Origin of the sequence: Staphylococcus sp. HL28 (genome assembly GCF_021117155.1) — a bacterium.
GTDB lineage: Bacteria > Bacillota > Bacilli > Staphylococcales > Staphylococcaceae > Staphylococcus > Staphylococcus warneri.
Genome location: NZ_CP088218.1, coordinates 632,919 through 653,587, shown reverse-complemented (window position 1 = coordinate 653,587; position 20,669 = coordinate 632,919). Strand labels below are relative to the sequence as shown.

Here is a 20,669-nt window from a genome sequence, read left to right as displayed (position 1 = left end):
GACTAAAAAGTCTCAGTTTTTAATCATATTTATGCTTTACTTTTTTTTAATTTCGGATATCCAATCAAAATAGCAATCAACCCACATACACCCAGCATGATTGGATAAATACTATAAGGTACAAGTAAGAATGGTGAGATACCAGCCACTCCTGCAGCTGAAATAACTTGAGGACTATATGGTAATAAGCCTTGGAAACATCCACCAAATATATCTAAAATACTAGCTGATTTACGTGGATCAACATCATATTCATCTGCTATATTTTTAGCTAATGGTCCTGACATAATGATTGAAATAGTATTATTAGCTGTTGCAATATCTGCTACACTAACTAAGCTGGCAATACCTATTTCAGCCCCACGTTTAGATTTCACGCGCCCTCTAACTACATTTAACAACCAATCTATACCGCCATTATGTTGAATAAGTCCAACTAAACCACCAATTAATAAGGCAATCATTGCAATATCTTCCATACCTATAATCCCTTTAGATACAGCACTTAGTAATCCTCTCCAACCAAATGAGCCATCAATAAGACCAATGATTCCAGATAAAACTGTTCCACCAATAAGAACGATAATCACATTGACACCAACTAGCGCTAGAATCAACACTAATAGATATGGAATGACTTTAACTAATTGGAAATCATAACTTTTAGAATGATCCATGGAAATACCATTTGTTAGGAAAAATAGTACGACTATGGTTAATATCGCACCTGGCAAAACAATTCTAAAGTTTACTTTAAATTTATCTTTCATCTTCGTATGTTGTGTACGTACAGCCGCTATCGTAGTATCAGAAATCATAGAAAGATTATCTCCAAACATAGCGCCACCAACAACTGTAGCCATAGCTAAAGCTGCAGAAACATCTGTTGCTTGCGCAAAGCCAAATCCTACCGGTGCAATAGCTGCTACTGTGCCTACTGATGTTCCCATTGAAATAGAAACAAACATACAAATGATAAATAAACCTACTATAATTAAGTTTTCAGGGATGAGAGACAAGCCCAAATTTACAGTAGAAGTCACGCCACCCATTTTCTCTGTAGTCGTAGAAAATGCGCCTGCTAAAATAAAGATAAGCATCATTAAAATAATATTTGAATGACCTGCACCTTTAGTAAACACTTCAACTTTTGTCGCAAACTTTTCTTTGCGATTCATCAACAAAGCAACGATTACTGTAATCGTTATTGCAACATTTAACGGCATCGTCGTGAAATCACCCGAGATGATACCTACACCTAAAAATAACAACATAAATAATAATAACGGAAATAACGCCCAAGCATTACCCTTTTTAGTTTCTTTCATTATTAGACCTACTTCCTTACAAAAAATACCTCTCTTCTTTATGATAAAGAAAAGAGGTCCATCTACAACGATTATCCCCTTATCTTCAAACCTAGACAGGTTACTGGAATTGGCACATGATTCAATGTTGCCGAAGCTTCATAGGGCCAGTCCCTCCACTTCTCTTGATAAGTGATTCATATTTAACGTTTACGTTACAAGATAATTCCTATGACGTCAATCATAAATTATAACTTCGTCGTAAAATATTTTTCATAAATAATTAATGCAATAGCAACTACGAATAACATTGTAATAGCTATACCAAAGACGATCCACCATTTTAAATAAAGTGATACAATCATTAAAATAATAGAAATGTTTGTCATACTAATCATCAGTATTTTAAATTGTTGTTCACGTTGTTTAGAGATGACTTTATAATCTCGATGGTTTTTCCTTTGCGTATCATCATCAATTTGTAATTTAGTTTCTATATAAAAAACAAACGTCATAGTTACCAATACAATTAAGAAACCAATCCATACATGGTGTTGTGATATTAGTACTATTCCGCCATAACCTAAATACAAACACCCCGCAATAATACCTAGTAATCGGTCAACTGATTCACTAATCCATATGATATGATTTTTAATATTTTTATTAACAAAATACAGATTCTTTAATGCATTGGTTAAAGCAAATAAAAGTATTAGCGTTAAGAAATATAGATTTTCAGAAGAAATAAAAGGTATAAAAGTAAGACCTATCATCAACATCATGAACGGAGCAATCCTTATAAACCTATCTTTCACCATGTCATAACCTCCTTTAGATATAAGATTTCATTTGCAATTTGTCGTATAAATTACCTATCCCTTAGATATATCTTTATTCTTTAATTAAATTTCATTCTTCAAAAAGGTTAATAATTTTATATTTTCATTTTACAATAAACACATTTTTATTCCAAATTCAAAATGAAAATTGATTTAGTTTTCATATAATTTACCACAAAAAATGGTCGATAAAGTATTAACACTTTATCGACCAACTTTTATTATTTAGTTAATTTGAATGCCGCCTGTCACACCAAAGACTTGTCCAGTTGTATAACTTGATTCTTCAGATGCTAATAGGACATAAGTTCCTGATAATTCAACAGGTTGACCTGCACGGCCAAGTGGTGTTTCCTTACCAAATTCAGGAATATTTCGTTGTGGTTGTCCACCAGTAATTTGTAATGGTGACCAAAATGGTCCTGGGGCTACACAATTGACACGAATACCTTTCGCGCCAAGTTCTTCTGATAAACTTTTTGTCAATGAGATAATTGCAGCTTTTGAAGCGGCATAATCATGTAAAATAGGACTTGGATTATATCCTTGAACAGATGATGTTGTTGTAATTGATGCACCTGGTTGTAAATATTCTAACGCTTTTTGTACTGTCCAAAATATAGGATATACATTGGTTTCAAATGTCTCTTTAAATGATTGAGTATCAAACCCTTGTATATCGTCATGGTATTGTTGATGTCCAGCTACTAAGGTCACATTATCAAGCCCACCAAGTTGTTGATGTGCTTCTTCGACCATGTCATAGTTAAATTGTTCATCACGTATATCACCAGGTAATAGCACTGCTTTTTGTCCTGCTTCTTCAATCACTTGTTTAACTTCTTGTGCATCTTTGTCTTCGCTTGGAAGATAATTAATAGCAACATCTGCGCCTTCTTTAGCATAGGCAATAGCTGCTGCGCGTCCAATGGCAGAATCGCCACCTGTCACTAACATTTTATATCCTTTTAATCGACCGTGTCCGACGTATGATGTCTCACCACAATCTGGTTCAGGTGTTAATTGACTTTGTAATCCTGGAAGTGGTTGCTCTTGTTGTTCATACTCTGTTGATTTGAATTTATTTCTTGGATCTTGTGCTGACATTTCAAATTCATCTCCTCAATTGGTATATGTTGTCATATACCCAAGGGTATGCAGATGTTAATCATACTATTTCTATACAATGTAAGAGATTATTGATTCAGAAGACGTTTAGTCAGTGTCACAAAATATGTCGGCACTTTTTCTAAAATACGTTCATCAGGATCAAATAAAGGATGATGGAGATCATACTCACTATTAGATCCTATGAATGCAAATACGCCAGGATACGTTTCTGTATAACCTGAAAAGTCTTCACCGATCGTCAATGGTAAGTCCATAATTGACACACGATAACCTACATCTTCCGCTACTTCTATCGCTATATCAGTTAATTCATCATCATTAATTACTGTTCCAGGAAGTCGTGTATATCGGCATTCAACTTGTAAATTAAATGTTTGTGCTAGACCATCAGCAATATCATTCATTCGTTGTTCGATATACGCTCTATGTTCAGGTTTGAATGAACGGACAGTTCCTTGTACATAGGCTTGGTTTGCAATGACATTCCATGTATTTCCACATGAAATTTCACCAATAGTAACAACGGCATTATCAAATGCAGATAAATTTCTACTTACAATCGTTTGTAAACTATTAATCAGTTGGCCTAAAGCCACCGTTGGGTCATTACCTTGTTCTGGTTTAGCAGCATGCGCGCCTTTTCCTTTAATTTCAAATTCAAAACGGTCTACTGCAGATGTAATAGGACCTTTTTTAATAGCAAAGTCACCAATGTCCATTGTTGGATAATTATGGAATCCTAAAACTGCCTTCACTCCGTCTAATGCACCTGTAGCTACTACTTTTTTAGCACCATGACCTAGCTCTTCTGCTGCTTGGAAAATGATTCTCACTCGACCATTTATTTCATTCTCTTGAGCTTTCAATTGTGTTGCAACGCCTAATATACTTGCCATATGAATATCATGACCACATGCATGCATGACACCTTGATTAGTTGACGTAAATTCATGTTCGACTTGCTCATTGATAGGTAGCGCGTCTATATCAGTTCTAATCGCAATCATTTGGTCGCCTTGTCCAATTTCCGCAACTAATCCTGTATCTAAAGGTAAATCTAAAATTTTTATATCATGTGCTTCTAAAATACGTTTAAGTCGTTGTGTAGTTTCATATTCTTTCTCTGATATTTCAGGGAATTGGTGAAATGTTCGTCGCCAATTCACATAGTCTGTATAATTTGACATTTAATCATCCCACTTTCTTTATAAAATAGTTCATTAGGTAATAAAAAATTGTGCCAATGATAACACCCACAGCTAGATTATGCGTCCATAGTATTAGTACCATCGTTAGCAATATGACACTCGCATTCTGAATTGGAGATGATTGAATATACTTAAATGTTCGTCGATCAAATGTACTTAATGAAACGGTTACTAGTACTGAAGCTAAAACAACCATGGGTATTAGACCAACTATTGGACCTAACACTACCATGCATAATAGTAAAAACAAACCTGTAATCAATGTAGATAATCGACTTGTCGCTCCCATATTATAATTAAATTTCGATTGTCCAACTAAGCCGCTTGAGCCATAACCTCCAATACTTCCTACTATAAAGTTTGATATACCTTGTCCAATGATTTCTTTATCCTTATGAGACTCAGTATTACTAATCATATCAACCATATGTGTAGTTAAATTTGTTTGAATAACAGAAATAATTGTCATAGTTAATGCATATTTAAAGATGATAATCCATGCTTCAATAGACATAGACAAATTAAATATTGCAAAACTAGGCATTTTAAAATGTATACTCGCTAAATCATAAACATATTGTAAATGTGGATGTATGAAGGTTGTTAATAAAGTAATAACAAATATGGCTATTAACGGCGCTGGAATCGATTTTATCCACTTTCCTGCTAAATAGATAATGATAAATGTTAAACACGCGACGATATATGTAGACATTGATTTGCCGAATATATACTTTATTTGTGTTGATAGAAGTAAAATACCTAAGGCATTCATAAATCCTATCACTACTGTATTAGGAATGTATTTAAGCAACTGATCAATGTGTAACAGTCCTAAAATAATCAACATCATTCCCATCATCATAGTTGCTAAAAATAAAAAATGAGTGCCATATTGGTTAACGAGAGGTCCTCCAATGATTGAAATCCCACTACTCGGTCCCGATACCATCGAAACTCTTTTACCAAATATACTAATCAAACACATCATCAACCCACAACTCATTAATCCAATGGAAGGTTTAACATGAACAATAAAAGAAAAAGCTATCGATACTGCCAATAAAGCTAAGCCCATCAAAATACCGCTAAGAATATTTTGTTGATATTTACCTTGCCACTGTTTTAAGTATTGACGGTATGTAAACATTAGGTTTATCCATCTCCTTGTCTAATTATGTTAACATAATTGTCAAACTTTTCTAAAAATACGCCATTCCCTTTTTATTATAAACAAAAAACCGTACCGACAATGTCGGCACGGTCATATCAATGAATTCTTTGTCCTAGTCTAATGAAAATTCATTATCTACAATTACTCTACCATCTTTAATTACTTTTTGAGCATGGTTGATACCAAAGTGATAAGGAATATATTCATGGTTTGGCGCATTCCAAATAACGATATTAGCTTTGTCGCCTTCATTAATTGTACCTGCGTCTAAATCAATAGCTTTTGCTGCATTAACTGTTACCGCATTCCAAACTTCATTTGGTGATAATTTTAATTTTAATGCAGCAATGGCCATAGCTAATTGTAAGTTATTAGTAACACTACTACCAGGGTTATAGTCAGTTGCAATAGCGATAGCACCATCATTATCTAGCATACCTCTCGCATCTGCATAATCATTTTTATCTAGATAGAATGTCGTAGCAGGTAATAATACCGCTACTGTGTCACTATTTTTTAATTTTGCTTTACCTTCTGCACTTGAAGCAACAAGGTGATCAGCAGAAATTGCATTTTCATCAATAGCTAACTCTAGACCACCAAGTGGATCAATTTCATCAGCATGAATTTTAACTTTAAAGCCTGCCTCTTTCGCTTTTTGCATATAATGTTTAGATTCTTCAACTGAGAATACACCCGTTTCACAGAAGATATCTGCAAAGTCAGCATATTCTTTTACTTCTGGTAAAAGCTCAATCATCTCATTTAAGAACGCTTCATTTGACTCCGCTTCTTCTGGAACCGCATGTGGTCCTAGGAATGTATGTCTCATATCTAAACCGTATTTCTCTGCTAAACGATTAGACACTCTTAATTGTTTAAGTTCATTTTCTTTATCTAAACCATAACCACTTTTACTTTCAACGCCTAAAACACCATGTTGAATCATTGTTAGTAAATCGTGTTCAGCTTTTTTAAATAAATCTTCTTCACTAATCTCGCGTGTGGCTTTAACTGTTGATAAAATACCGCCACCTGATTCTAATATTTCTAAATAAGATTTACCTTGGCGTTTCAATGACATTTCATGTTCTCTTGAGCCACCGAAAACTAAGTGCGTGTGTGCATCAATCAATGATGGTGACACTACTTTACCTGTAGCATCAATCACTTGTTCAGCATCATATTTATCAGTATGTGGTCCTGAATATACAATTTTACCGTCGTTCACAACTACCGTACCATTTTCAATCACATCTAATTGATCAAGTTCCGCACCTTTTAAAGGGCGATCAGTCGACTTAGGTAAAATAAGCTCTTTAATGTTTTGAATAATTAAATCGTTCATTATTTATCACCTGCTTCATCAATCATTGGAATTTTGATGCCTTTATCTTTAGCCGTTTGAATGGCGATGTCATAACCAGCATCAACATGTCTTACTACTCCCATACCCGGATCTGTAGTTAATACACGTCCTAATCGACGATCTGCACGTTCTGAGCCGTCTGCAACAACAACCATACCAGCATGTAATGAATAACCCATACCTACGCCACCGCCATGGTGGAATGAAATCCAAGAACCGCCTGCTGCAGTATTAATTAATGCATTAAGTACAGCCCAGTCACCTACAGCATCACTTCCGTCACGCATACCTTCTGTTTCACGGTTTGGACTTGCTACTGAACCAGAATCTAAATGATCTCGTCCGATAACAATTGGTGCAGAAATTTCACCATCACGCACTAACTTATTAAGTGCTAGTCCCATTTTGGCACGTTCTTCATAGCCTAACCATGCAATTCTTGATGGTAAACCTTGATAAGAAATTTTCTCTTCTGCTAGATCTAACCAACGAATTAATTTTTCATTATCTGGGAATAATTTTCTCATTTCTTCATCTGCACGTTCAATATCTTTTGGATCACCACTTAATGCTGCAAAACGGAATGGTCCTTTACCTTCACAGAATAATGGTCTAATATATGCAGGCACAAATCCTGGGAAATCAAATGCATTTTTTACTCCATTGTTATATGCAACTTGACGGATATTGTTACCATAGTCAAAAGCAACAGCACCTTGTTTTTGGAATTCAAGCATTAACTCTACATGTTTAGCCATTGAAGCTTGAGATAATTCTACGTATTTTTTTGGATCTTCTTTACGTAGTTTTTTGGCTTCTTCAACTGAGTAACCTTGTGGTACATAACCATTTAATGGGTCATGTGCACTTGTTTGGTCAGTAATAATATCAATTTTAAATCCTTTGTCTAAAATAGCTTTGTGAATGTCTACTGCATTACCTACTAATCCGATAGATAAAGCTTCCCCTTTTTGTCTAGCGTCTTCAGCTAATTTTAATGCTTCATCTAAATCGTTAGTCTTGATATCGCAATATTTTGTTTCGACACGTTTATCAACACGACTTTCGTCGACATCTACACAAATAGCTACACCATTATTCATAGTCACAGCAAGTGGTTGTGCACCGCCCATACCACCTAATCCAGCAGTAAGTGTCACTGTACCTGTTAAATCACTTTGATATTCTTGATTACCAAGTTCAGCAAATGTTTCATAAGTACCTTGAACAATACCTTGTGAACCAATATAAATCCAACTACCTGCTGTCATTTGACCATACATCATTAAGCCCTTTTTATCTAATTCATTAAAATGGTCCCAGTTCGCCCATTCAGGTACTAGAACTGAATTTGAAATTAATACTCGTGGCGCTTCTTCATGTGTTTTAAATACTGCTACTGGTTTACCAGATTGTACAAGCATTGTTTCATCTGCTTCTAAATCTCTTAATGTATTTTCAATTGCTTCAAAGGCTTTCCAGTTACGAGCAGCTTTACCAATACCACCATATACCACAAGTTCTTCTGGGTGTTCCGCTACTTCTGGATCTAAGTTATTATATAGCATTCGTAGTACTGCTTCTTGTTCCCAACCTTTACATTCGATATCTAACCCTTTTTTTGCATGAATTTCTCTCATTACTATCTCTCCCATCCGAAATAATATCAAAATCCAAAATATATTAAGTTTCTCTTTAATCATTATCTTCTAAATATTCGTACTATTTAAAAGATAACAATCACTATTAATCAGGTTGTTACAACTATATTATATTATGCTAAGATATAGATAACAAATATAAATAAACTAATCATTTATAGATAAAAACTATGACATATAGGAGATGACCTATGAAAATCATTCAATTAGAATATTTTTTAGCCGTTGTAAAACACAATAGTTTTACAAAAGCCGCTAATTTTTTACATATTAGTCAACCTTCCTTAACTGCAGCTATTAAAAAGATGGAAGCCGATTTAGGATACGACTTATTTATGCGTACTACCAAAGATATTAAAATCACTGAAAAAGGCATTCAGTTTTATAAATATGCTGAAAATCTAGTAGAATCCTATCGTTCAACAGTTGAAAAAATGTATGATTTAAATGTGTCTTCGGAACCTCGTATTAAAATGGGCATTTTAGAATCCACGAGTCAATGGATGGCCAATGTCATCCGTGCGCATCATCAACATTACCCTAATCAGCAATACCGAATTTATGAGGTGCATGATCAACATCAATCCATTGAGCAACTTACCAACTTTAATGTTCATTTTGCCTTAACAAACGAAGAAATACGCCATCAAGATATTACATCCATCGCACTTTATAAAGAATCTTATATATTACTAACACCAAAGGATGCATTTCCAAAACAAAAAACGATTCAATTGGATGACTTACCTTTAATTTTGCCGAATAAAAACTCTCAAGTTCGTAAACACTTAGATGATTATTTTAATAGAATGGGTATCCATCCTAATATCATTATGGAATCTGATCGTTTTGAATCAGCTACTAATCTAGTCCATTTAGGTATTGGTTATGCGGTTATTCCTCGATTTTATTACCAATCATTTAATACACGGAATTTAGACTACATTAAAATACGCCCTAATTTAGGACGCAAAATTTATATTAATTATTTAAAAAAGAGAAAGCACTCTGAACAAGTACTTTCTCTTATTGAACAATGTATTGATTATTGGAACTTATAATAAGAAGTGATGCACTAAATTCGCAATGAGTTTCGCTGTGCGATTATCTTGATCATATTTAGGGTTCATTTCAGCAATACTTACTGATTTAACCTTTTCACTTGGGACAATGCGTTTCGCTAATTCAAACACTGTATGTGGATAGATGCCTAAGACTGCTGGGGCACTAACACCTGGTGCAAAGGCACTATCTACAACATCCATACAAATCGTAAACATGATGACATCATGATCATGAATAAATCGTTCAATCATATCTTTAATCGGTGGTGATACTTGATGTAATAATTCATCTGCATACACAAACGATACACCTTTTTCTTTAGCGTAGTCGAATAAACCTTGTGTGTTACCCCCTTGAGAAATGCCTAATACCATGTAATCTGCATTATCATCTTGTTCTAGTATTTGTCTAAAACTTGTACCTGAAGTGGATTCACCTTCATCACGTGTATCAAAGTGGGCATCAATATTAATAACACCAATTGACTCATTAGGATACACTTGTCTAGTTGCTAAATATTGTGCATAGGCGATATCATGCCCACCACCTAATAAGAATGTTTGTTTATGATTATGAATAGACTTGGCTGCTAATTCTGCAAATTCCTTTTGCGTATCAATTAATGCGTCATGATCATGTTCGACATTACCATAATCAACGATTTGTTCACATTGATTCAAATCTGGTAAGCCCGCAAACGCCTTTTTGATCGCATTAGGCCCCTCTTTTGCACCTACACGTCCTTTATTTAGTTCTACACCTTTATCAATCGCATAACCTAAGATACCAACACCTTTCTGTTTAGGTGTTAATTCTACTTGTCTTAAGTCATTAAATTGTATAGTTTGAAAATGTCTAAATTGTTTGGCATCTGTTTCACTATCTAATCTTCCAGTCCATAAGCTTGGTTCAGCTAGTTGATACATTGTTCTTCCCCCTTGATTTCTTTGCTTTATCCTTATAATTAAAGTATAACTTTGGCTCATACTTAATTCAATGTTGTTCTTATATTCCCGTTTAACCTAAATTTAATTACGTTTATAATTCATTACTATTACATTTTGATGATAATTAAAATAGACAATTTATCTATCATCTTTTAAGATGTATAATTGTAAATAAAACAATAATTGCTTGTTTCCGTAATGGAGGTTACATAAAATGAAAAACAATCGAATTTCTGGGTTTCAATGGGCAATGACAATATTTGTATTTTTTGTCGTGACAATGGCCTTATTCGTAATACTTAGAGATTTCCAAGCAGCAATAGGCGTGAAACGTTTTGTATTCGACATTACAGACCTTTCTCCATTTATTGCAGCTATCATATGTCTACTTGTCTTTAAACATAAAAAAGAACAAATGGCGAGTTTAAAATTCACATTTAGTCTCAAAGTTATTGAGCGTTTATTACTCGCATTAATCATACCTTTATTTATTTTTATTATCGGTATGTTCTGCTTCAATACATTTGCAGATAGTTTCATCCTACTACAAGCATCTGATTTGTCTGTGTCAATATTCGCAATTTTAATTGGTCATTTAATTATGGCGTTCGTAGTAGAATTTGGTTTCCGTTCATATTTGCAACACATCGTTGAAACAAAGATGAATACATTATTTGCTAGTATTGTTGTAGGTATCATTTACTCTATCTTCAATGCTAATACAACATACGGCCTTGAGTTCGCCGGCTATCATTTCTTATATACTTTTGCTTTCTCAATGATTGTGGGTGAGTTAATTAGAGCCACTAATGGACGTACTATTTATATTGCTACGCTTTTCCACGCAGCAATGTCATTTGGTTTAGTATTCTTGTTTAGTGAAGAAATTGGTGATTTATTCTCAATGAAAGTCATCGCGCTAGCTACTACTGCTGTTGGTTTAATCTATATCATTTTAAGCTTAATGATTCGTGCTATCTTTTATAAAAAAACGAATCAAAGTTTAGATGAAGTAGAACCTAATAATTATTTAGATCATGTTAGCGATGAACAAGACGATGATTATTCTGAAACTAAGCATGATAATAGTAAAAGCTCAGATCATCATGATCGTCAGAAAGATACATTAGATGCTCAACATCAAGACAATAAACATGACGTTCAAGATCATAGCCAAGACGCTGATGCTACTGATCATTTAAAAGAGCATACATCATATAAACAAGACCGTCGCTCATCAGTTGTTTCTGATTTACAAGATGAAATCAAACAAACTGAAGAACATAGCCCTAACAATAAAAATTAATATATTAAACCCGTCACCTTCATATTAATGAGTGGACGGGTTTTTTAACGTTTAAGTATCGAACCAAAATGGGTAAATCTAGCCAGGCAGTATTTTATTGATAATGCATGTTAAGATACTATAATATATTTTCGCATTCTTAAAGGAGTGGTTTGATGAATTTAGAAGAAAACAATAACCCTATTACTATAATTGGTGGTGGCATCGGTGGTTTAACATTAGCACGTGTGCTTTATGTGAATGGTATACCTGCTAAAGTGTATGAATCTGATGCATCACGTGACGCACGTACACAAGGCGGTCAATTAGATATACATGAATATAATGGTCAAGTTGCACTTGAAAAGGCAAACTTAATGGATGAATTTCGTTCTATTATTCAAAAAGGCGCTGACGCAACACGTATCGTAAATCAAAATGGTGAATTACTGTTAGATTTACCTGACGATGAATCCAATGGCCGACCAGAAGTTTTACGTGGTGATTTAAGAAATATTTTAATCGACTCATTACCAGAAGACATGATTGAATGGAATAAAAAAGAAGACCACGTAGAAAAATTGGATAAAAAACAATATAAAGTTGTATTTAGAGATAACACATCTGTAACAACTGATCAACTTATTGGTGCAGATGGTGCTTGGTCTAAAGTACGCAATATATTAACTGATATTAAACCACATTATTCTGGTTATACCTTTATTGAAACCTATTTATATGATGTTGATCGTCAATATCCTAAAACAGCTGACAAAGTAGGCAAAGGCGCAATGTATGCTCTATCACCAAATAAAGGTATTGTTGCTCATAGAGAAGCAGGCGATATTTTACACACGTATATTCAAATGAATTGTGATAGCGAATGGATAGATAGCATTGATTTTTCAAATGGTCAAGAAGCAACAAATACTATAGCTGCTGAATTTAAAGGTTGGTCACCAGAAGTCACTGCCTTAATCACTGAAGCGGATAGTTCTATTACACCTCGTAAAATTAATGCTCTACCTGATACACATCGTTGGGAACATCAATCTGGTATTACATTAATTGGTGATGCTGCACATTTAATGGCACCATCTGGTGAAGGTGCTAATTTAGCTATGTTAGACGGTGCAGAATTAGCGGAATTAATCGCTGAACATCCAAATGATATTGATAAAGCTATTGCTTTATATGAAGAAAAAATGTTCCCTAGAAGTGAGGAAGAAGCTAAAGAATCTCATGAATTATTAGATATTTGTCTCGGAACAAATAGTCCTCAAAGTTTAGTCGATTTATTCAACAGTGCACAATAAAAGTTGAATCATATTAAAATAAGCGTCTATAGTCGTTTTCATTAACGGCCATAGACGCTTTTAATATTGTGTATTCGTTTAATTTACAAAACATTATGCTTGTCGATTCATCTTTTTAACACCTTGTTGTGTGCCGATAATTGCTTGGTCAGCCACATCAAGGAAATAACCTGTTTCTAAAACACCTGTGATATGAATTAAAAATTCATGCATGTCATAAGGATCAATACCTTTTGGTAATGCACAATCTAAAATATAATTACCATTATCAGTCGTAAATGGGACATCATCCGTAACACGACGTTGTGTTGTCACGCCGTCAACCGTTTCTATTTTCTTAGCAACTTGATACCAGTTAAATTTATCTACTTCAACCGGTAATTTAAATGTTTCACCTAGGTAGTTAACAACTTTGTTTTCATCAGCAATCACGACAAAGCGGTCTGCCATTTCATCAATCACTTTTTCCCTAAATAGCGCACCACCGCCACCTTTAATGAGATTAAGTTGAGGATCTACTTCGTCTGCACCATCAATAGCTAAATCAATTTTATCGACATCATTGACATCAACAATATTAATATTTAATTCTTTAGCTAAAAACGCCGTCTTATTAGAAGTACATACTCCGATAATATTATAATGTTTTTCCTCAATAAGTTGAGCAATTTTAGGCACTAATAATTCAATTGTACTTCCTGTGCCAATACCGAGCGTCATACCATCCTCGATTTGACTTAAAACATCATCTAGTGTCATCATTTTGAGTTGTTTTACATCATTCATCACGTCATGAGCCCCTTTTCTAAATCGTTTACATTTCTTATTTTACATGACTTTTTCAATTTAACATACCATAATCAACGTTTAATTTTTAATATATTTTAAAATCTTTCATAAAAATGAAATTCTATAGTAAAATACACTTCATACAATGATTTAGGGGGACCATGATGATACCAGTGTACGCCATTTCAACAGGAAAAATAGAGTCACTTCAATACAAAGATGCCAAGCCCATGCAATCAGCAATTAATAAACAACCTTTTAAAGGTCAAATGTGGTTATCAAAATTAGGATTTGTTGATGATGAACAAGCCTATAAAGATCATGGTGGTCCAGATAAAGCAGTGTGTTGTTTTAGCAAAAAGAACTATGACATGTATCGTGATGATTTATTCGATATGCCAGAGTACGCCATGTTCGGTGAGAATCTGACAATTGAAGATTTAGATGAAAGCAGCGTTTATTTCGGTAACCAATATCAATTAGGCGATGCAATTATCGAAGTTTCTGAAATTAGAGAACCTTGCTGGAAAATCCAAGCAAAGTACGGGCTTTCTGACTTGGTTAAACGTATGTCTCAATCAGGAAAAACGGGCTTTTACTGTCGCGTCATTAAAGAAGGATTTGTGAGTCAACATCATCACTTAGAATTAATAAAAGAAGCTGAATTGGATACACAACTTTCCGTTCAAACATTAAACGACATTTATTATAACGACAGAAAAAATGCAAGTCGAATTGCAACTGCACTGAAAAATCCATATTTATCAACTAAAAGGTACGAAAAACTAGAAAAAATGTATCAACGTGCAACAAAATAAACATTGATAAATTAGAATAAAAAGAGTAGAACAATTACATCGTAAATAACGATGCTTGTTCTACTCTTTTACTTATTTTTCATGAATTTGATAGCTTGTTTGTGAATAAAATATTTCATTCGCTTTTAATATTGATAAAGCTTGATCACCATATAAGTTAATATCATTCGGTAAATATTGTGCCTCGATTGTTAATCCTGAATGTGCTTTATAAATATTAGAATCGCTTTTCCAATTTTTCGGTTGATTAAATGTATATAATACGACATAAGGCATGTCAGTTTTAACGTCTAATTGAAACTCATCATTATCTATTGATAATTGTTGTTCCCCTACTTTGAATGGATGATCTAAACCATTAAATTGAGCCACTTGTTGTGATATCTGATCATGGTTGCTGTCAAATATGTCTTTAAAATATATGCCGTCCTTATTAAATATTTGTTGTAAATCTAACGTATTGTCTGAATTAATCATATGATCATCATTTAACGGATACATATTCAATTTAGAGCTAGACACTCGATGATTATCAATAACGTTATTATCACGATTAAGATTAAAATAAACATGGTTCATAGGGTTAAACAGAGTCGTTTTCGTTGATGTAGCTTCGTATTGAATTGTCCAACAATGATTCGCATCATATGTGTGAGTGACTTTAATTTCCATATCTCCTGGATAATGATCATCTATTTCTTGTAACGTTGTTTTGAAAATGATTTTGACATGTCCTAAATCGTCTACAACTTCATAGTCAAATAATTTAGAATCTAAACCATGACTACCACCGTGAATATGATGTTGGCCATCATTGGTTTCTAATTGATATGTTTCACCTTCTAAATTAAAAGTCGCATTTGAAATACGACCACCATATCGTCCAACAGTCGCCCCAAATCTAAATGGATTATCAAAATAAAATTCATCCGCTTCAACAACATTCCCTAATACAATATTGTTGTCATGATATTTCCATGACACAATTCTCGCACCATAATTTGTAAACACAATTTTGGTCTCTTCATTATCAATTTTAATTAAGTCTACACCATATCTTTGATGCTCAATTTCAACATTCATTACATACTTCTCCCTTTCAAACACGTTTATTATGCCCTATGTGGTAGCAGCATAATTAAGACGCCTATTAAACAGACGAATGCACCCAATACATCGTATTTATCTGGCATATTCTTATCTATAAGCATAGACCAAACTAAACTCATAACGATGAATACGCCTCCGTATGCAGCATATACTCTTCCAAATGTCGGAAATGTTTGTAGTGTTGCTATTACACCATACAAGATGAGTATCAAGCCGCCAATAACGCCTAGCCACGATGGTTGACCTTCGCGAAGCCATAACCATATTAAGTAGCCGCCTCCAATTTCACATAAACCCGCTAATATAAATATTAAAAAAGAATAAACCATCACAAACATTACGCCTTTCTGTTCATTATCTATGAAGCTTCACTTTATACAACATACATGAGTTCATATGAATTATCTACCTCTAAAATCTAAGGCATGAATTTGATTATCATTTCCTTATATATATTGATAAGTAACTTGGGATAGAGCGTCACTTATCAATATATATAATGTCGCTTGTGATGCCTATTTGTCTTCTATTGTATTATATTAACGTGCTTGCTAATACATACATATTGTTACACTTTTTCTACTAATATGCCATAGTAAAATGCAAATTAAAGAGGAAGAACGTTTTGTAAACTCTTACAAGTTTAATTTAACGAGCTTCCTCTTTTTTAATTATTTTTTCATAACCTTTTTAATAGTATTAAATAGTCCTTTTTCAAAAGTTAATACAGAATCTTTATATGTTTTAACGGCGATCCATAATAAAATAAACATCACTACAACTGATATTAATATACTAACGATGATTTCCCAAACTTGTAACTCAGTCGATTGGGCACGTACTAACAATTCAAAAGGCGCTAAAAAAGGTATAAAGCTAGTAATTTTTATTAATAAAATATCAGGTTTAAACATACTGAATATCGCAATATAAAAAGCAATCATTGCAAATAAAGTTAGTGGCATTAATGTTTGGTTAATATCTTCAATTCTTGTTGCTAAAGAACCTAATATTGCCGCTAGCAATACATATGTTAATATTCCGATGATCATACATAACAATCCTACGATTAAAACTTGCCAAGTGATATGACTCATGGATACATTAAAGCCTTTTAACATTCGTTTTAAATCAAAGGCAAATATGCAAATGATAGCAACTACAACAATCATTACAATTTGTGTTAAAGCGACAGCGATAACCCCTGCAATTTTAGCCATAATATGAGTGATTGGAGAAACACTCGTAATAATCATTTCAATGACTCTTGATGTTTTTTCTGTGGCAATTTCCATTGCAACTTGTGTTGCGTAATTGAAAACAATAAAGAACATCAACATTAGAATCGCATATACTAGAACTAAATTAAGTAGTTTTTGACCTTCATCAAGTTGCTGATCTTTCTTATCTGAGAGGACTTGACTGTCAACCTTACTTTGGGACTGTAATTTTTTCAAATCATTGTTACTTAAATGTAGTTGCGATGCGACTAGTTTGGATTGAAGCGATGTCAGTACCCCATTTATTTTTTGCTCTTTTTCTTGTGAGACACTTTCTTTACTCAAGATCGTTGCTGATAACTGTTGTTTATCTTTCACCTTAATGATATAGGCTTCTTTTAACTTTTCATTTTTCACTTGTTTCTTCGCTTCTTGTTTACTTACCTTTTTAAATGAAGCATCTTCATCAATCACATTTCCTTGTTGTTTAATGGCTTTGTATATTGGCTCACTATTCGTTACGATACCGATTTGATCACCATCACCTTTAAACATATCCATGATTTTATCGGCATTGGATAATGCAATCATTAAAATAATGACAATGGCCATGAAGATGATAAAGGATTTAGATTTCACTTTACTTTTATATGTAAGTCCGAATGTAGCCCAAAATTTATTCATGCAAATCACCCACCTTATCAATAAAGATGTCTTTAAGGGAAGGTTCTAACACTTGGAAACGACGTACATATCCATATGAGATGACATGATGATATATTTTTTCTGCAACGGATTCATCTTGTATCGTCACTTTGATATGACGTTTATTTGTTTCAACACTCATCACACCTTCAATACCTGTTATGTCAGGCATTGATTTATCAGTTTCGATGATAACTTGCTTATAACCATGTGAGGCCTTCACGTCATGTATGTCACCAGATACCACAAGTTCACCATGGTTCAAGATACATACATCGTCACATAATTCTTCAACATGTTCCATACGATGAGAACTATAAATAATTGTTGAACCTTGATCATTTAAATCTTTTACAGCTGATTTGAGTAATTCAACATTAACAGGGTCTAATCCACTAAAAGGTTCATCTAATATCAGCAATTCCGGTTGATGCAACATACTTGCTAATAATTGAATTTTTTGTTGATTACCTTTGGATAACGCATCAATACGTTTATGACGATTTTCTGTTATGGCAAATCGTTTGAGCCAATAATCAATATTTTTCTTAATATCTGATTTGGACATCCCTTTAAGTGTTGCAAGATAAGTTAGTTCATCTTCCACAGTCATTTTAGGATGTAAACCACGTTCTTCAGGTAAGTAGCCAATTCGATTATACATTGACTGATCAATCGCATGACCATCATATGTAATGTGTCCTTCAGTAGGTTCGCTTAATCCTAATATCATTCTAAAGGTGGTTGTCTTACCTGCACCATTACGTCCTAAAAAGCCAAGCATTTTCCCTTTTTCAAGATGGATGGAAATATCATTGACTGCCGTAAATTGATTGAACTTCTTCGTCACATGATCAATATGTAATGACATGTTTACCCTCCCCAAATAATATTTTTCTTATTATTTAATATAACATTATTAGTTCTATTAATGAATTTAGATTTTGCAATATGTCAAACTTTACAATTATTTATGTAAGCACTATCATTAATTTTATCATAGAAGATTAAATTAAAATTAACTTCTTAGAGATGATTAAACACGACATCAAATTTAAAGGGGATATATAGAATGAGTTATAGTATTGGTATCGATTACGGCACAGCATCAGGACGTGTCATTTTGGTAAATACATCTGATGGAAAAATTGTTTCAAGTTATGAAGAAACTTATCAACATGGTACCATCGCTGAAGAATTAGGAGGAGAAACTTTACCCCATAATTACTTCTTACAACATGCTGGTGATTATCACCACGTATTAGAAAACGGTGTTAAACACGTTTTAGAAGAAAGCCAAATTAATAAGGATGAGGTCGTAGGTATTGGTGTTGACTTTACCAGTTGCACAGTGGTCTTTTTAGATGAGAATTTCAGACCATTACATATGAATGAAGACCTATCTCATCATCCTCATGCCTATGTTAAATTATGGAAACATCATGGTGCTCAAGACGAAGCAACTCAAATGGTTGAAGCCAATGAGAAAGCTCATCAAAATTGGTTAGATTATTATGGCCATAGTGTAAACAGTGAGTGGATGATTCCTAAAATCCTCGAAGTAAAACATAAAGCACCCGAATTATTAGAACGTGCCCATTATATAATGGAAGCTGGAGATTATATGACAAGCTTACTCGTCAACCAAAATATTCGCTCCAACTGTGGTATAGGATTCAAAGGATTCTATGATGAAGTGAATGGCTTTAATTACGATTTCTTTGAAACTGTAGATCCAGAATTACCACAAATCGTCAAAGATAAATGCGAAGCACCTGTCATTCAAATTGGTGATAGCGCTGGTTCATTATCAGAATACTATCAAAACTTATGGGGACTATCTTCAAATGTACAGATTTCCCCTTACATGATTGATGCCCACTCTGGCGTTTTAGGTGCAGGTGCAATTGAAAAAGGCGAATTCACACCGGTTATAGGAACAAGCACATGTCACTTAATGTTAGACCCGAAACAAGAACCTATCCCTTCTATTACAGGTTCAGTTAAAGACGCTATTATTCCAGGGTTATATGCTTATGAAGCGGGTCAAGCAGCTGTTGGTGATTTGTTTAGTTACTCTGAACGTATGGCACCACAACATATCGTTGAAGAAGCAGCAAAACAAGATAAGAGCGTCTTAGAATATTTAGAAACGCTTGCATCACAAATTCCTGTTGAAGACCAACACGTGGTTGTCTTAGACTGGCACAATGGTAATAGAAGTATTTTAAGTGATAGCCATTTAACAGGTAGTGTCTTTGGCTTAACATTGCAAACACCTTTTGAAATGGTTCATCGCGCTTATTTAGAATCTACTGCTTTCGGTACTAAAATGATTATGAAACAATTCGAAGACAATGATATTCCAGTTCATACTGTTTATGCTTCTGGCGGTATCCCTAAAAAAAGTCAATTACTCGTCGACATCTATGCTAACGTATTAAATAAAAAAGTTGTCGTCTTAGAATCTTCAAATGCAACAGCATTAGGCGCTGCTATGTTGGGCGCAAATGTGGGTGGTGCATATGGTACATTAAAAGAAACCGTGCAACACATGAAACAACCTGTTTATTATGAAAAACAACCAGATCCAGAAAAAGTAAAACATTATGAAAAATTATTTGATAAATATAAAAAACTCCATGATTTACTTGGTCGTGAACATCCAGAACTATCATATATCCACGAAACAGAATAATTGTTATTAAATATAAATAGCTAT

The 20,669-nt window shown here is 33.8% G+C and carries 18 protein-coding genes and 1 riboswitch; of the genes, 5 read left to right on the top strand and 13 right to left on the bottom strand.

Annotated elements, in window-relative coordinates:
• Nucleotides 1–29: 29 nt before the first annotated feature.
• The 7 genes from LPC11_RS02965 to hutU all read right to left on the bottom strand — a co-directional run bounded on the left by LPC11_RS02965 (nucleotide 30) and on the right by hutU (nucleotide 8,671).
• Complete coding sequence (locus tag LPC11_RS02965) at nucleotides 30–1,328, bottom strand: Na+/H+ antiporter NhaC family protein (RefSeq protein ID WP_023373742.1); 1,299 nt, start codon at nucleotides 1,326–1,328, stop codon at nucleotides 30–32.
• Between the two features lie 76 nt (nucleotides 1,329–1,404).
• Nucleotides 1,405–1,502: riboswitch (SAM riboswitch) on the bottom strand.
• Nucleotides 1,503–1,555: 53 nt separating this feature from the next.
• Nucleotides 1,556–2,128 carry a hypothetical protein gene (locus tag LPC11_RS02960; RefSeq protein ID WP_023373744.1) on the bottom strand — a complete coding sequence of 191 codons (573 nt, stop codon included), beginning with the start codon at nucleotides 2,126–2,128 and terminating at the stop codon, nucleotides 1,556–1,558.
• 246 nt (nucleotides 2,129–2,374) lie between these two features.
• The gene (locus LPC11_RS02955; protein WP_023373746.1) at nucleotides 2,375–3,256 is read right to left on the bottom strand and encodes an SDR family oxidoreductase; all 882 of its coding nucleotides are present in this window, start codon (nucleotides 3,254–3,256) and stop codon (nucleotides 2,375–2,377) included.
• Between the two features lie 89 nt (nucleotides 3,257–3,345).
• Nucleotides 3,346–4,467, bottom strand: coding sequence for an amidohydrolase (locus tag LPC11_RS02950; RefSeq protein WP_023373748.1), 1,122 nt, complete (start codon nucleotides 4,465–4,467; stop codon nucleotides 3,346–3,348).
• Nucleotides 4,468–4,471: 4 nt separating this feature from the next.
• Nucleotides 4,472–5,638: a SulP family inorganic anion transporter gene (locus tag LPC11_RS02945; RefSeq protein ID WP_231307345.1), complete on the bottom strand. Its 1,167-nt coding sequence runs from the start codon at nucleotides 5,636–5,638 to the stop codon at nucleotides 4,472–4,474.
• 136 nt (nucleotides 5,639–5,774) lie between these two features.
• A complete protein-coding gene (hutI, locus tag LPC11_RS02940) occupies nucleotides 5,775–7,010 on the bottom strand; it encodes an imidazolonepropionase (RefSeq protein WP_104681536.1) in 1,236 nt (411 codons plus the stop codon).
• Nucleotides 7,010–8,671, bottom strand: coding sequence for a urocanate hydratase (hutU, locus tag LPC11_RS02935; RefSeq protein WP_015364762.1), 1,662 nt, complete (start codon nucleotides 8,669–8,671; stop codon nucleotides 7,010–7,012). Before hutU ends, hutI begins: the two co-directional genes overlap by 1 nt.
• A 212-nt stretch (nucleotides 8,672–8,883) precedes the next feature.
• Here hutU and LPC11_RS02930 point away from each other — a divergent pair, with 212 nt between their 5' ends.
• Nucleotides 8,884–9,753, top strand: a complete 870-nt coding sequence (locus tag LPC11_RS02930; RefSeq protein ID WP_231307344.1) for a LysR family transcriptional regulator — start codon at nucleotides 8,884–8,886, stop codon at nucleotides 9,751–9,753.
• Here LPC11_RS02930 and hutG read toward each other — a convergent pair.
• Nucleotides 9,748–10,683, bottom strand: coding sequence for a formimidoylglutamase (hutG, locus tag LPC11_RS02925; RefSeq protein ID WP_023373756.1), 936 nt, complete (start codon nucleotides 10,681–10,683; stop codon nucleotides 9,748–9,750). The two genes, LPC11_RS02930 and hutG, sit on opposite strands and share 6 nt — an antisense overlap.
• A 235-nt stretch (nucleotides 10,684–10,918) precedes the next feature.
• Between hutG and LPC11_RS02920 the strand changes: the two genes are divergently transcribed.
• Nucleotides 10,919–12,010, top strand: coding sequence for a peptidoglycan release complex CPBP-like subunit SdpC (locus LPC11_RS02920; protein WP_107566424.1), 1,092 nt, complete (start codon nucleotides 10,919–10,921; stop codon nucleotides 12,008–12,010).
• Nucleotides 12,011–12,165: 155 nt separating this feature from the next.
• Entirely contained in the window at nucleotides 12,166–13,305 is a 1,140-nt protein-coding gene (locus LPC11_RS02915) for an FAD-dependent oxidoreductase (protein ID WP_231307343.1), read from the top strand.
• A gap of 93 nt (nucleotides 13,306–13,398) precedes the next feature.
• Here the strand turns inward: LPC11_RS02915 and LPC11_RS02910 are convergent, their stop codons facing one another.
• On the bottom strand, nucleotides 13,399–14,091 hold the full coding sequence (locus tag LPC11_RS02910) for a ribose 5-phosphate isomerase A (protein ID WP_023373762.1): 693 nt from the start codon (nucleotides 14,089–14,091) through the stop codon (nucleotides 13,399–13,401).
• Between the two features lie 167 nt (nucleotides 14,092–14,258).
• Between LPC11_RS02910 and LPC11_RS02905 the strand changes: the two genes are divergently transcribed.
• Nucleotides 14,259–14,912, top strand: coding sequence for an MOSC domain-containing protein (locus LPC11_RS02905; RefSeq protein WP_023373764.1), 654 nt, complete (start codon nucleotides 14,259–14,261; stop codon nucleotides 14,910–14,912).
• 72 nt (nucleotides 14,913–14,984) lie between these two features.
• Here the strand turns inward: LPC11_RS02905 and LPC11_RS02900 are convergent, their stop codons facing one another.
• From LPC11_RS02900 to LPC11_RS02885, 4 genes are all read right to left on the bottom strand, one after another.
• Entirely contained in the window at nucleotides 14,985–15,995 is a 1,011-nt protein-coding gene (locus tag LPC11_RS02900; protein WP_023373766.1) for an aldose epimerase family protein, read from the bottom strand.
• A gap of 29 nt (nucleotides 15,996–16,024) precedes the next feature.
• Entirely contained in the window at nucleotides 16,025–16,351 is a 327-nt protein-coding gene (locus tag LPC11_RS02895; RefSeq protein WP_023373768.1) for a YnfA family protein, read from the bottom strand.
• 342 nt (nucleotides 16,352–16,693) lie between these two features.
• Complete coding sequence (locus LPC11_RS02890) at nucleotides 16,694–17,926, bottom strand: ABC transporter permease (RefSeq protein WP_023373770.1); 1,233 nt, start codon at nucleotides 17,924–17,926, stop codon at nucleotides 16,694–16,696.
• Nucleotides 17,919–18,818, bottom strand: coding sequence for an ABC transporter ATP-binding protein (locus LPC11_RS02885; RefSeq protein WP_023373772.1), 900 nt, complete (start codon nucleotides 18,816–18,818; stop codon nucleotides 17,919–17,921). The genes LPC11_RS02890 and LPC11_RS02885 overlap by 8 nt, the downstream gene beginning before the upstream one ends.
• Nucleotides 18,819–19,019: 201 nt before the next feature.
• Between LPC11_RS02885 and LPC11_RS02880 the strand changes: the two genes are divergently transcribed.
• Nucleotides 19,020–20,645 carry a ribulokinase gene (locus LPC11_RS02880; RefSeq protein WP_023373774.1) on the top strand — a complete coding sequence of 542 codons (1,626 nt, stop codon included), beginning with the start codon at nucleotides 19,020–19,022 and terminating at the stop codon, nucleotides 20,643–20,645.
• Nucleotides 20,646–20,669 lie beyond the last annotated feature (24 nt).

Excerpts from the sequence above, each read along its gene's own strand:
- LPC11_RS02890 (WP_023373770.1), bottom strand. The coding sequence starts at position 17,926 with ATGAATAAATTTTGGGCTACATTCGGACTTACATATAAAAGTAAAGTG.
- LPC11_RS02885 (WP_023373772.1), bottom strand. The coding sequence starts at position 18,818 with ATGTCATTACATATTGATCATGTGACGAAGAAGTTCAATCAATTTACG.
- LPC11_RS02920 (WP_107566424.1), top strand. The coding sequence starts at position 10,919 with ATGAAAAACAATCGAATTTCTGGGTTTCAATGGGCAATGACAATATTT.
- LPC11_RS02930 (WP_231307344.1), top strand. The coding sequence starts at position 8,884 with ATGAAAATCATTCAATTAGAATATTTTTTAGCCGTTGTAAAACACAAT.
- hutU (WP_015364762.1), bottom strand. The coding sequence starts at position 8,671 with ATGAGAGAAATTCATGCAAAAAAAGGGTTAGATATCGAATGTAAAGGT.
- LPC11_RS02965 (WP_023373742.1), bottom strand. The coding sequence starts at position 1,328 with ATGAAAGAAACTAAAAAGGGTAATGCTTGGGCGTTATTTCCGTTATTA.
- LPC11_RS02960 (WP_023373744.1), bottom strand. The coding sequence starts at position 2,128 with ATGGTGAAAGATAGGTTTATAAGGATTGCTCCGTTCATGATGTTGATG.
- LPC11_RS02905 (WP_023373764.1), top strand. The coding sequence starts at position 14,259 with ATGATACCAGTGTACGCCATTTCAACAGGAAAAATAGAGTCACTTCAA.
- LPC11_RS02915 (WP_231307343.1), top strand. The coding sequence starts at position 12,166 with ATGAATTTAGAAGAAAACAATAACCCTATTACTATAATTGGTGGTGGC.
- LPC11_RS02900 (WP_023373766.1), bottom strand. The coding sequence starts at position 15,995 with ATGAATGTTGAAATTGAGCATCAAAGATATGGTGTAGACTTAATTAAA.
- hutI (WP_104681536.1), bottom strand. The coding sequence starts at position 7,010 with ATGAACGATTTAATTATTCAAAACATTAAAGAGCTTATTTTACCTAAG.
- LPC11_RS02955 (WP_023373746.1), bottom strand. The coding sequence starts at position 3,256 with ATGTCAGCACAAGATCCAAGAAATAAATTCAAATCAACAGAGTATGAA.
- LPC11_RS02895 (WP_023373768.1), bottom strand. The coding sequence starts at position 16,351 with ATGGTTTATTCTTTTTTAATATTTATATTAGCGGGTTTATGTGAAATT.
- hutG (WP_023373756.1), bottom strand. The coding sequence starts at position 10,683 with ATGTATCAACTAGCTGAACCAAGCTTATGGACTGGAAGATTAGATAGT.
- LPC11_RS02910 (WP_023373762.1), bottom strand. The coding sequence starts at position 14,091 with ATGAATGATGTAAAACAACTCAAAATGATGACACTAGATGATGTTTTA.
- LPC11_RS02950 (WP_023373748.1), bottom strand. The coding sequence starts at position 4,467 with ATGTCAAATTATACAGACTATGTGAATTGGCGACGAACATTTCACCAA.
- LPC11_RS02945 (WP_231307345.1), bottom strand. The coding sequence starts at position 5,638 with ATGTTTACATACCGTCAATACTTAAAACAGTGGCAAGGTAAATATCAA.
- LPC11_RS02880 (WP_023373774.1), top strand. The coding sequence starts at position 19,020 with ATGAGTTATAGTATTGGTATCGATTACGGCACAGCATCAGGACGTGTC.